The sequence below is a fragment of the Paenibacillus sp. WG02 genome (genome assembly GCF_055396115.1).
The window spans coordinates 4373642-4386261 of sequence record NZ_AP036016.1 but is presented as its reverse complement, the minus strand read 5'-3'; the positions used below and the strand labels follow the sequence as shown (position 1 = coordinate 4386261).

Annotated in this window: 11 protein-coding genes and 2 pseudogenes; 10 read left to right on the top strand and 3 right to left on the bottom strand. The window is 42.0% G+C overall.

Annotation, left to right across the window (positions count from 1 at the left end; translation table 11 throughout):
* The first annotated feature begins 9 nt into the window (after positions 1-9).
* The 4 genes and pseudogenes from ACBP55_RS19750 (at position 10) to ACBP55_RS19735 (ending at position 3689) form a co-directional block, all read left to right on the top strand.
* On the top strand, positions 10-681 hold the full coding sequence (locus tag ACBP55_RS19750; RefSeq protein WP_464644333.1) for a hypothetical protein: 672 nt from the start codon (positions 10-12) through the stop codon (positions 679-681).
* Positions 682-1219: 538 nt separating this feature from the next.
* Positions 1220-2632: a group II intron reverse transcriptase/maturase gene (gene ltrA, locus ACBP55_RS19745; protein ID WP_464644332.1), complete on the top strand. Its 1413-nt coding sequence runs from the start codon at positions 1220-1222 to the stop codon at positions 2630-2632.
* Between the two features lie 344 nt (positions 2633-2976).
* Entirely contained in the window at positions 2977-3459 is a 483-nt protein-coding gene (locus ACBP55_RS19740; protein ID WP_464644330.1) for a DUF2975 domain-containing protein, read from the top strand.
* Between the two features lie 10 nt (positions 3460-3469).
* Positions 3470-3689: pseudogene (locus tag ACBP55_RS19735) on the top strand (helix-turn-helix domain-containing protein).
* 145 nt (positions 3690-3834) lie between these two features.
* On the opposite strand, the gene yjcZ reads toward ACBP55_RS19735, so the two are convergent.
* Positions 3835-4017, bottom strand: coding sequence for a sporulation protein YjcZ (gene yjcZ, locus ACBP55_RS19730; protein ID WP_464644328.1), 183 nt, complete (start codon positions 4015-4017; stop codon positions 3835-3837).
* A 388-nt stretch (positions 4018-4405) separates the two neighbouring features.
* On the bottom strand, positions 4406-5437 hold the full coding sequence (locus ACBP55_RS19725) for an aldo/keto reductase (protein WP_464644327.1): 1032 nt from the start codon (positions 5435-5437) through the stop codon (positions 4406-4408).
* Positions 5438-5702: 265 nt separating this feature from the next.
* Between ACBP55_RS19725 and ACBP55_RS19720 the strand changes: the two genes are divergently transcribed.
* From ACBP55_RS19720 to ACBP55_RS19700, 5 genes and pseudogenes are all read left to right on the top strand, one after another.
* Entirely contained in the window at positions 5703-6503 is an 801-nt protein-coding gene (locus tag ACBP55_RS19720) for a helix-turn-helix domain-containing protein (RefSeq protein ID WP_464644326.1), read from the top strand.
* 615 nt (positions 6504-7118) lie between these two features.
* Positions 7119-8379, top strand: a pseudogene (locus ACBP55_RS19715) (IS110 family RNA-guided transposase).
* A 497-nt stretch (positions 8380-8876) separates the two neighbouring features.
* Positions 8877-9413, top strand: coding sequence for a GNAT family N-acetyltransferase (locus tag ACBP55_RS19710; RefSeq protein ID WP_464644325.1), 537 nt, complete (start codon positions 8877-8879; stop codon positions 9411-9413).
* A 163-nt stretch (positions 9414-9576) separates the two neighbouring features.
* The gene (locus ACBP55_RS19705) at positions 9577-10413 is read left to right on the top strand and encodes a phosphotransferase (RefSeq protein ID WP_464644323.1); all 837 of its coding nucleotides are present in this window, start codon (positions 9577-9579) and stop codon (positions 10411-10413) included.
* A gap of 203 nt (positions 10414-10616) precedes the next feature.
* Positions 10617-11204, top strand: a complete 588-nt coding sequence (locus tag ACBP55_RS19700; protein WP_464644321.1) for an HAD family hydrolase — start codon at positions 10617-10619, stop codon at positions 11202-11204.
* 141 nt (positions 11205-11345) lie between these two features.
* Here ACBP55_RS19700 and ACBP55_RS19695 read toward each other — a convergent pair whose 3' ends face one another.
* Entirely contained in the window at positions 11346-11747 is a 402-nt protein-coding gene (locus ACBP55_RS19695) for a DUF3888 domain-containing protein (RefSeq protein ID WP_464644319.1), read from the bottom strand.
* A 288-nt stretch (positions 11748-12035) separates the two neighbouring features.
* On the opposite strand from ACBP55_RS19695, the gene ACBP55_RS19690 reads away from it, so the two are divergent.
* On the top strand, positions 12036-12617 hold the full coding sequence (locus ACBP55_RS19690; protein WP_464644317.1) for a histidine phosphatase family protein: 582 nt from the start codon (positions 12036-12038) through the stop codon (positions 12615-12617).
* Positions 12618-12620 lie beyond the last annotated feature (3 nt).

Sequence of the window (12620 nt, the reverse complement as noted above, 5' to 3'; positions counted from 1 at the left end):
AGAGGATATATGAAGATGCTTTTATTAGCAGGGTGGATATGTTACTTATTGCAATCGGCTGTATTCTCTGAACAGAATAAATACTGTAATGCACTGCAAGAAATCGCTCGCTCGAGCGATGGACATACATTAATGATTGCTTGTGATAAAGTCCAAGGAAATTATCAGGGGATTTTCATAAAATCAGGTGATAAACAGCAGTTCTTTAACTGGAGCAATTCCGTGAATAAAACGTATGCTCCTGAGATCTTTACTGATGATATCAACCATGATAAGGTACCAGAGATCGTCGTGGTTTTGACAAAAGATCATGGCACAGGACTTGCTATTCGAGAGGCGCACATCTTGAATTCTAAGACCTTTGGTGAAATTCCACTGGTAGATCCCGTAACGGTAGTGAAGCAAAGGGTTACATCTTCAAAGAATAAATCTGGAGTGCAGGTCATTGTAGATGGCAAAGAGCAGCATTTTTCTACAAAGCAAATCGATATCGATCAAGAAAAATGGTTCGATCATTTGTATTTCGGCAACATTATTCGTTTTGAAATAAAGGATCATATGCTGATTTCTCGGCTACCAGGGCAGATTTCTCCGGGGGGTTTTATAGGCGAAACTGTCATTCACTATGAGTTTCAAGAAAATCTGTTTGTTCCTTGGAAAGTTGAGTTCAATTTTTACTAATCAGACAAGTCCTTTCCAGCCCAAGGATATTATGGGCCTATGGCACTCGATCTATAGGGCAGTTTTGTTGAACCAGTTGTAAATTTAACATTTTAAAGTAAAAGCATTTCTTTGTAATGAGAAATGCTTTTTTTATGTGCGCCACGCATGGCGATTAACTAGGTGGTGAAAGTCCACTGTGGGGGTTTGTAGTTACCAACCACTAGCCAAGAGCAAGGGTGTCCATCGTAAGGTGGAATCTGAAGGAAACTGGAGGCAAAATTCCGACCCAAGGAACACGAACATTATCAGGCATAAGGTATGGGATGAGTTTGCATAACAAAACGAAGTCCAATAACTACACGGACATACCAATGTAAATGATGTGGGTACATGGAAGGAAAGTGAATCGTCTTACCGTGGGAGATCTCATGGACGTGAGAGGATCATTTCGAATCACGGTTGAAATAAGATTTATCATGAGAAGTCAGCAGAGGCCATAGTACCTGATGTAGTCGACGATATGAGGGAAGGGCTGAACCTTAGGAGGTGTTAGTCAATGAAAGTTACCAATACAGGAATAAAGGGCAGCCAACTTCGAGCAGAAGGCTCCAAGCAGAAAGATAATGCGGAACATGAAGGATATGCGGGAGTGCACAATCCTGAGAGGATAACTGAAACAGGCAACACCAACGCAAACGAGTCGAAGAAGGGACTACTTGAGGAAATCGTGAGCAGAGACAACATGAACCAAGCGTTCAAAAAGGTCAAAGCGAATAAAGGCTCTCATGGTATCGACGGGATGAAAGTAGATGAACTTCTGCAATATCTCAAAGAGAACGGAGAGAACATCAGGCAGTCCATTCTGGACGGAAACTATCGTCCGAATGCCGTTCGAAGGGTAGAAATACCGAAAGAGAACGGAAAGAAAAGAAATCTAGGAATCCCGACCGTCGTGGACCGAGTTATCCAGCAGGCAATTGCCCAAATACTTACACCCATCTACGAGAAGCAGTTCTCAGAGAACAGTTTCGGATTCCGCCCCAAGCGGAGCACACACGATGCCATCAGGAGAAGTCAAAATAACATAGAGGAAGGATACAAATATGTAGTCGACATGGACCTAGAGAAATACTTTGACACGGTTAACCAAAATAAGCTCATCGAAGTGCTATCGAGAACCATCAAAGACGGGCGAGTCATTTCACTCATACATAAGTATCTGAGAGCTGGCGTCATCGTGGAACATCGCTTTGAGGAATCCGAAGTTGGCGTGCCGCAGGGCGGAAACTTAAGTCCAATACTGAGCAACATCATGCTAAACGAGCTGGATAAGGAGTTGGAAAGCCGCGATCATAAGTTTGTGCGATACGCGGACGACCTTCTCATCTTTTGCAAAAGTAGAAGGAGCGCCGAGCGGACACTAGAGAACATTCTTCCTTTCATCGAGAAGAAGTTATTTCTCAAAGTGAATCGGGAGAAAACGGTAGTGGACGAGGCGACGAGAGTCAAATTTCTTGGATTCTCATTCTATCCGCGAAATGGAGAAACAAGGGTCAGAATTCACACGAAATCCATTGCAAAGATGAAAGCTAAAATAAAGGAGCTTACATCCAGAAGTAATGGAGTAGGAAATGAAGATCGTGTGGAGAAACTTAGACGCTACATAATGGGATGGGTCAACTATTTCAAAATAGCCGACATGAAGAAACTGCTCCAAACTACGGACGAATGGATGAGAAGGCGAATCCGCATGATCTACTGGAAACAATGGAAACGAGTGCAGACAAAGTTCGCAATGTTGCAATTACTCGGAATCCAGAAACAGAAAGCATGGGAGTACGCCAACACAAGAAAGAGCTATTGGAGAACCTCCAATAGCCCAATCCTCAACAAATCCCTCGGAAATAACACGATCAAAGGACTCGGATTCTTATTCTTTTCAGATTATTATCGACAAGTCACTGCGTAAACTTAGGAACCGCCGTATACCGAACGGTACGTACGGTGGTGTGGGAGGTCGGCTATTCAATTAATGGGTAGCCTCCTACCCGATTTGTCAAAATTAAAAGGATATTTCAATAATAATATAATATAAAACAATACTAATTTATTGAAAAACGATATATCATATGCTAAAATTATGTTGTCATTAATTAAGTGGAGGTGTTTTAAATGAATGTTAAACGAGGTTCAACCACTTTCTTAAAGGTAATTATTTGTGGATGCACTTCAAAAGCCATTAAAAAACATCCTTGAATTAAAACCAGAAAATGATTAACGTTTCGGTAAAATTTAATTAACGAGGTGCTTTTTATGAAACAAGTTACGACACTCTTTTTAAAGCTAGCTGTTATTTTTATAGGAATCCCAGTTCTTGCATTGTGCATATTTTTGGTGCCTAAGATCGGGAGTTTTGCTGGAGAATTGTATCCAGATATTGCTTATATGAAATCTCTCGTTTTAATCGATATGTACGCGGCAGCGATACCTTTTTACTTTGCTCTGTATCAAGCTTTTAAACTTTTAAGCTATATTGATAAGAACCAAGCGTTCTCGGAATTATCTGTAAAGGCTTTAAAGAATATAAAATACTGTGCCATCACGATCAGTACCTTGTACCTGCTAGGTATGCCACTCTACTATTTCATGGGGAAAAGAGTTGACCCTCCAAGTTTCATACCAATCGGATTAGTCATTATTTTCGCCTCTATGGTGATCGCCGTTTTTGCTGCTGTTCTCCAAAGACTTTTACAACAAGCTATTAATATAAAATCAGAAAATGATTTAACGATCTGAGGTGAATATCATGGCGATTATCATCAATGTTGATGTGATGTTGGCAAAAAGGAAAATGAGCGTAACAGAACTTTCGGAGAGGGTTGGAATTACTATGGCGAATATTTCCATTCTGAAAAATGGGAAAGCTAAAGCGGTTCGTTTTTCAACATTAGAAGCGATATGTAAGACTTTGGATTGTCAGACCAGGTGATATTTTGGAGTACAAAAGCGATGAAGACACTCAATAAAAACGGAAAACTAATTTATTTAACGGAAAACGATAGTTCAGTCCACCCCACACTGGTGCTGCTTTTTTTGTGTTTTGCGAAAAACCAAAAAACACCTCTCGCTCTAAAAGTGAGGTGTTTTATTTAGTTACCTTGGATTAAGGAATTACCATGCAAAGGTTGATGTGATGATTACCAAAAGAATAAAAAGAATTAAGATAAATGCTACATTGTTGCCCATACCATAACCTACATGATGATGATGATGATGATGACCTAGGCCACCATAACCTACATAATGATGATGATGATGATGATGACCTACGGCACCATAACCTAATTCTCCCATGTTTACTCATTCCCCTCAGGTCATTTGTCCCTACGGTACAATTATATGTTCGGTACATATTGCTTGATTGGACGTATGCCACTGTAAGACAACCGCCTAGGAAAATCGGAAGAAAGTCTTGAAGTTTTGATGTAAAAGGCATTCACTCAAATGGGTGAATACCTTTTTGCATATTGAATAGATCAAAGACTCAATAAGGTAATTCAGCTAAACGGGAAACAAGAGTTGAATAACTAACATAACAAGGCTGCCGTAGGATCGATCGGCAGCCTCGTTATGCTAAAAGGCAGTATGGCAAAAAACTGCTAGAAAAGTTATTCCTTTAAGCTATTTCAATTCCAATGGCGTTTTAATTACCGGCAGTCTGGAAATTTCAAAATCAACTGTCTCAAGATAGATGTTTCTTCAATGCCTCGGTAACTTGAGGGTCAAGCAGGTTGGTCGTAAACCAGTTCGGATACAGCGGTTCAGGGCGCGTCAATTGATCCAAGGTCGCGAGTTCTTCTGGTGTCAGCTCCAGGTCACCGGCACTCAAATTTTCGTCGAGCTGAGCTATTTTACTCGAACCCAGCAGTACGCTGCTTACATGGGGCTGCGCCAGCAGCCAAGCGATCGACACTTGCGCAGGAGTTGCGCCATGATGTCGCGCAATTTCCCTTACAGTATCCAGAATCGTAAAGCCTTTTTCCTTGTCATGCGGAAGGAAATCGAATCCGCTTAGCCGGTTGTTCGGATCGTTCAAGTTGTCGCGCGTATATTTGCCGCTTAAGAAACCGCTGGCCAGTGGGCTCCATACCGTTAAACCGACCCCACTGTTCGTCATGAACGGCACCGTGTCGTGCTCAACATCCCGGCCGATCAAAGAGTAGTACATTTGTCCGTTGATGAAGGGAGCCCATCCGCGTTCGCGCTGCATCTGAAGTGCTTGGGCAGCAAGCCAAGACGGCCAGTTGGAATAGCCGATATACCGCACTTTGCCTTGCCGGACAAGATCGTTCAGCGCTTCCAACGTTTCTTCAAGCGGTGTGAACGGGTCGGTCTTATGGACGATATACAGATCAATATAATCCGTATTCAATCGGGCCAAGCTCGCTTCGCACGCAACGAACAAATGTTTGCGGGAAAGCCCGGCTTGGACAAGGGCAGGACCCACCCGCATGCCGGCTTTCGTGGCGATGATCGTTTCTTTCCTACGCGCACCCAGCAATTGCCCGAGTATTTCTTCGCTTTGTCCGCCTGCGTAAGCATCCGCTGTGTCAAAGAAGTTAATGCCGGCATCGAGTGCATGGTCCACCAGATTTTGCCCTAGATCCTGATCTACTTTATACACGCTTGGAATGTTCCCCGAGCCGAAAGTCATTGCCCCGAACGCTAACCTGGATACGATCAAACCGGAATTGCCCAATTTCGCATACTTCATTTTTTACTCATCCTCCTAAGCATAATGGTTTATCTTATCTTGGTTAAAGTATATCGTGCGCCAGGCCGGTCTTTCTTGAACATAATTATCATGTTTTTGTACAAAATGCTTATTCACCTCATTTATTGCATTGATCCTAATCCATATTCTGGATAAAATGAAGTTAGAAGTTTTCGGGTGTCTCTGCAAAAATATCGATATTGGAAGGTGAGACAACTTGCCAAACGTTTCAGTAGTGACAGGTGACACTTCATGGTGGTCCGATGTGAAGTTATCAGGTGTGGACGGTGTTCCTCCACAAGAAGCTTTCGAGCCGGTTTTGTCTAACCATCTGCTTGTGATCCATCTGACTCCACAGCCGGTGCGCGTGTTCGAGCGAGCGGATGGGTATTCTGGAGAAGGTGTGGCGCATCAGGGCGACATCAACTTGTTCTCGGCCGGCGATATGTCGTTCTGCAGGTGGGAAAAGGACCTCTCATTTATTCGGCTGGATTTGCCTCCGGCCTTAACCAACCATGTTGCTGCCGAGATGGAACTCTCGAACGGAAGTGCTATCGATTTCGGCAGGCAGATTCGGTTGCGCGACGACCGAGTTGTACACTTGGCTCAGTGGCTGATGGCGGATTTGAAAGAGGGCGAACCGGGTGGCAAACTTTATACCGAGTCGCTCATTCGAATGTTGTCGGTTCATTTGCTGCAACGCTACGGTACAGTTGCCGAACGGAAGACAAGCGCGCCTCAACGACTGGTCCGAAAGCAGTTGGAGGGCGCCCTGGATTATATTCATGCGCATCTTGAGCAGGAGATTTCCTTGGGTGCTCTTGCGGCAGCGGCTCATGTCAGTTCTTCGCATTTGGTTCGGCTCTTTAGGGAAGAAATGGGGTTGCCTCCACATCAATATGTCTTACAGGAGCGAATTCGCAAAGCGCAACAACTGCTGCTCGGAGGAAATGCCATACATGACGTTGCCGTAACGCTCGGATTCAGCGATCAGAGCCATTTGCACCGCCATTTCAAGCGTATCCTAGGGGTTACTCCGCGCGAGTTTCTGCGCCAATCAAGATAGTATTCCGCTAAAGGGAGGATAGTGAAGTTAAGATGTCTATGAGAGTAAATTTAATCCAAAAATTGAGTACATACAGCGGTATTAAAATTAGGGGTAAAGACTTTTTTTGAGGAGGGTCAAGTTGCAGAATAATTTTAACCAAAACAAAAAGTTGCTCTGGTCATTCATTTCTTCCATAGCATTTTCGATTATTGGGCTTATTTTAATATTTAACGGTTTACTTCACGGTAAGGAGATTGCAATCAGTAACTCGAGACCAAATGGAGCATCCAGTTGGAGTACATCCGATGAAGTAATAAAAGCTTTTACATATATACCAATTCTAAGCGGTGCGTTTTTGCTTATACTCGCTATAATCGTATTTACTATTACCTTTTATTTTTGGATTAAGTGTACATCCTATGATTCTTAAAATTTTTCGAATAAAGAACATCTACCGATTGTTGCTAAGTACACCGACCAGCAGTAGACTCGCTTCGCTCAACTAACGGGCAGGATTCCTGTTATGTAGAAATACGAGGTTTGAAAAACAAAAAGACTCCTTGGTATGATGTTCATGGGTCCTAGATGCTGGCCAGCGAACGGATCCAAAAACATTACCGAGGAGACTACAAGATGCATTCTACTCAAAAAGAAAGAATTAATCAAATCACTTCTTCTACACTAATTGTCGGTGTCGACATTGCAAAATTCAAGCATGTGGCACGTGCGCAAGACTCTCGCGGAGTCGAGTTCGGCAAGCCAATTACATTTGAAAATAACCGAGAAGGATTTGAGTTATTCGTTAGTTGGTTTCAAAAGATCTCGTCGGAACAAGGCTTTCAGGAGGTCTTCGTTGGCATGGAGCCGACCGGTCACTACTGGCTAAACCTAGCTCATTTTCTACGAGATAAACAAGTTACGTACGGTGTGGTAAATCCACTTCACGTGAAGAAAAGTAAAGAACTAGACGACAATTCTCCAACGAAGAATGACATCAAGGACGCCAAAGTCATTGCACAGCTGGTCAAAGACGGGAGATACGCTTACCAAGCCTACCACAGGGCATTTTTGCCGAACTGCGGGAAGCGACTGACCTATGTGTTGTGCAAGCACGTGTCCATAACTGGCTAGATCGCTATTTTCCAGAGTTTCTGACGATATTTAAGAATTGGGAGTGCAAGTCTGCCATCCAGATTCTGAGCCTTTATTTACTGCCTCACGAGCTTGTTCACGCCCGGATGAAACCTTGCTAAAGCACCTGAGAGAAGCTGCAAAGCGGGGGCTTGGTCTGGGTCGGATTAAGAATCTAAAGGAAGCAACGAGCCGTTCTGTAGGCATACGAAATGGTTCGGAGTTAGCTAAGATGGAGCTTAAATTACTGCTGACTCAGTACGAATGGTTTCAGAGCAGGCTTGAAGAATTGGAGTCTAAACTGGATAAACTGCTTGGGCAGATTCCACATGTACAGAAATTGTTAGCCATAAAAGGGATTGGTAGGGACACCATCGCAGGATTTCTTGCAGAGGTAGGCGACATAAGTTAGTACCGTCATCCAAAGCAGATTACGAAACTTGCTGGATTGAACTTAAAAACAAATTCCTCAGGAAAACACATCGGACAAACCAAGATAACCAAGAGAGGCCGAAAACGCCTTCGTGCCTTGCTCTTTAGAGTAATGATGCCGTTGGTCGCTAAAAATGCAGCATTTCGAGCATTAGACGAGTATTACACTAAACGTCTTGTGAATCCATTGAAGAAGATGCAGTCCCTCATAGCGTTATGTAACAAACTCATCCTTATCTTTTTCGGCATATTGAAAAAGGGACATGAGTTCAGTGAAGAAAAGATGATCCAGGATATTCCTCGATTTACGGAGTTACCGCAAGCAGCTTAATGAACGCTTTTTAGTGATGATGACCGAAGCAAAGCAAGAAAACAAGAAGCATGGATGAGTCAGAACGACGTTAACATACGGACAAAGATCCTGCCCTAGCAGCATATCTGACCTCCACCTCATGGACAGGTTGAATGAAGGAATGTGGGAGCGTAGACTCTGTGAGATATGGGAGGGTTCACCGCCATGAGCTCGTGTGGAGATCCAAAGTTGCAACCATACTTTACCGTATTTACCACTTTTTAAAGTGAGTGGTTTTAGGTGGAGACTTTTTTGTGCCTTCACTAGCCCCATAAATTTCTTCATTTTCAATTTAGTTCCACTGATATGATTTCTATTCAGAAGAACAACCGGTCAAAATCTAAGAAAAAGAGAGCATTTAAGAGCTAAGCGATTCACCATTGAGGGAGGTTAGTGAAAATAAGGAGTGATATACAAGGTCAATATCATTCGGTACAATCTAATAAAAAAAGTTAAAGTAATGAGGAGAGTGTGAAATGGTTGAATTAAAATATATTGAGCGTTCGGATTTTCAGCAACTTATAAATTGGATTGATTCTCCAGAGTTTTTACTACAATGGGGAGGTCCTAATTTTAGTTTCCCTTTAACTGAAGAACAATTAGAGGATTATCTTATTGATGCAAATAAGGATAACTCTAATACTTTAATTTATGGTGTTTTACATAAGGAAACAGGAAAAGTAATCGGACATATATCATTGGGTAAAATTGACAAGAAGAATAAATCAGCCAGAGTAGGAAAAGTGTTAGTTGGAGAAAAAAATGTAAGGGGAAAAGGTACTGGTCAAGTAATGATGAAAGAAATCCTTAAAGTTGCATTCAATGAACTTAGATTACTTAGAGTTAGTCTTGGTGTATTTGATTTTAACGTATCAGCAATTGCTTGTTATGAAAAGGCCGGATTTGTAAAAGAGGGATTACTTAGAGACTCAAGGAAAAATGGTGACGAATACTGGAGTTTATGGGAAATGAGCATTTTAGAGAATGAATGGTTAGAACCAAAAAAATGCTAACCTTATTGAATTAACGAGGAAACGGTAGCACAATATTGAAACAGACTGCCAGCATATTCGGTAGCCTTTTGAAGTAACGGGGAGGAGGTAGGATAGCGAAATAAAAGATATTTCTGGAATAATATCGATATTCAAATTTGACCGAACAGGGAGGTCTTTGACGATGCTTGGTAAATGTATAGGTATGGGCTCGAGTTGTGAAGTGTACGAATGGGGTGGCGACAACAAAGTCGTCAAACTTTTTCATTCAAACACGATACCGGAAGCCGTTCAGCTTGAATATCGGAACTGCTCCGTAGCCTGGGAAAACGGACTTCCAGCAGCCCGCCCGTTTGAAAAAGTGATATGGAAAGGAAGACACGGTATTATTTTCGAAAAGATAGACGGGGAAACGATCTTGAATCGAATATTTGAGCAATTGTACTCTTTTCGAAAGATTGATTTTAGCGAACCTGATAATGATCTACGAAAATTCGCGATAGTTCTGAATGACATTCACAAGGCAAAAGTTTCCGGCATTATTACCGAGCAAATCGAGCATTTGAAATCGATAATCGGCCATCCTGAAGCGTTTACCGATGACGAAATATCTGCCATCCATACTTATATGGATCATTTGCCCGTCAAACGGCAATTCTGTCACGGTGATACGAACCCGGGAAATGTGATATTGAGAAACGGTAACCTGTTCATGGTCGACTGGATGCATGCTTCGCTTGGAAACCCCGCTGCGGATGTCGCGGAAGTTTGCGTGATGATTGAATATGCCGTATTGCCACCAGAAACCCCGGCTGACGTCATAGATTTCTTTGAAGCTTCACGAAAAGTTGCCTTTAACATTTTCGTCGACGAGTACTGTAAGTTATCGGGGGTAACAGAGGAAGAAATACGAACCTGGTACGTTCCGGCTGCCGCTCGTTCAATCGCATCGGGAGCATTATCAGACGAACAAATTGCAAAGCTTGTTTCAATGATTCGAGATTATCTAAGCATTTCCTGAAACAATAACACCGAATTCACAATAAAAGTCGATAAGTACTTGTTACTCTAACGAGGAACAATAGTTCAATGACAAAACATGAGAAAGCTGCCGATAATTATTGTTCGGCAGCCTTCTCAGCTAACTGGCAGTAATGTTGCAATAAAAGGTGCTTTGCGCTTAAGTCGAATATGTTTGAACCGTGTTGGAGTAAGGAGCGAAATATGGCTAAGAAAGAATTAATCCTCGATGTTGCTGGAGTGCTTGCTACAAATTTTTCTCCTCTTTTTTGGCAGGAACTTTCGGAAGAGTCAAATACACCTTATGAAGTGCTTTTTCAGTTTAGAAAGGAAATGCGTGAAGAGTTATGGACTGGGAAGATACCACTGGAGGGGTTCTGGAATCAGCTATGCAGGAAATTTCCTGCAATTAATAGGGACAGGGCAAAAGAAATCCTTTTTTCAAATATTCGTCCACTGCCAGGTATCGAGAAAGTACAGACATGGAGCAAATACGCAAACATCCATCTATTAAGCAACCATCGCATAGAGTGGATTCAGTCCATTCTGAAGCCAATTGAACCATATGTGCGCAGTATAACGATATCCAGTCAAGTTGGTTATTGTAAGCCTAATCCTGAAATATACGCTCTTGTTCATGCACGGTTTACTCATAAGGAAAATATTTGGTTTGTTGATGACCAAGATAAAAATTTCAGTGAAGCAAAGTTGCTCGGCTGGAATACCTTATTAGCCGACGAAAACGGCGACTGGATTCACGAAATTACTTCACTATTGTCGAGACATGAATAGTTAACCATTATTGAGCTAAACGGGAAAAGTTAGCTTCATAAAGACAGTCAAACAAAGCAGGCCCGTGGACCTGCTTTGTTCACTGAGGCAAAGGAAAGTTTGGTGGGGGAATGGCATACAGAAAAAGGAATAGCTTTCCAACTAACGGTACAGGTCCTGTAAATGAGGCGGTAACTTGTGATCCTCGACGTGCTTGTAGCTAACGGTCTTTACATCACCGTCCAAACCGAAAAGAAATTTAATCTCGTCGACACCTACGGAAACATGAGCACTGACAAATGGCATGACTATGACGGTTACGGAGTAAGTTGTTTTGTTCGTTGAAGCTGCTTCACACGTTACTTGCGTTCCATAAAACGGTGCGTAAGTTGGCGGATGCACAAGTATCTTCCCATAATATCTTTTTACTTCGGCCTGTATTTGCGGACTTAGCAGTCTTGCGATAACTGCATTACACACAGCTTCGTCTTTGTTTGGTATTGCCGATACAGTGGTAGGTTGACTGAATAACAGTATACAGGTGGCAAAGATGAATTTTAACATTAGCTCTCCACGGAAAGTTTTGAGGATATTCTTTCCATTTCTCATTCAAAAATTACTGAAAAAGTGAATGGGAACGTGGAGTACTGGGAAACTAGAACGCTCCGTGTGGAACAGGGGAAAAGCTGGAGATTGTATCAAATGCTTACCTATTGTTACCGATAGTTAAATCTCAAACATCGAGGCTGTTGCGTGCAGCCTTTTGTGCTAAAAGGGCAGGATTGTTCAGTAAGACTCTAGAATATTTAGGATGGTAATAGTTAGAAAACTTGGAGTCTAAGGAGAAAATTTATGAAAACCTTCATATACATGGTCAGGCACGGAGAATCACCTAAAGCGGAAGGGAACGAAAGAACTCGTGGACTAACTTTAAAGGGCGAATCAGATGCTCAAATTGTAGCTCAAATATTGAAAGATGAGGGTATAGACACGTTCATTTCAAGTCCATATAGAAGGGCAATAGTAACAATAGAGGGACTAGCTAAATCTTTAGGCAAAGAAATGATTGTTATCGAGGACCTAAAAGAAGTTGTTTTTATTGGTGATAATCAAATAATGCCTGATAAAGAGGTGTATCCATTAGTAAAGAAGATGTTTTCAGACCCAGAATTTTCGTTGCCTGGAGGGGAATCTTTTACTAATTGTCAAAAACGTGTTGTAACTATTTTAAAAAAGATTATTAGCGAGTACAAGGGGCAAAAGGTTGTTATTGGAACTCACGGAGCCGTTATGACAATGATGATGGGATATTTCGACCCTCAGTTTGACTTGGACTTTTTACTAAACACTTCAAAACCTGATATTTACAAGATGGAAATTGATGAAGCAATATTAATTAAAACAGAAAGACTATGGAGTGTTACTCCTGAGTGATAT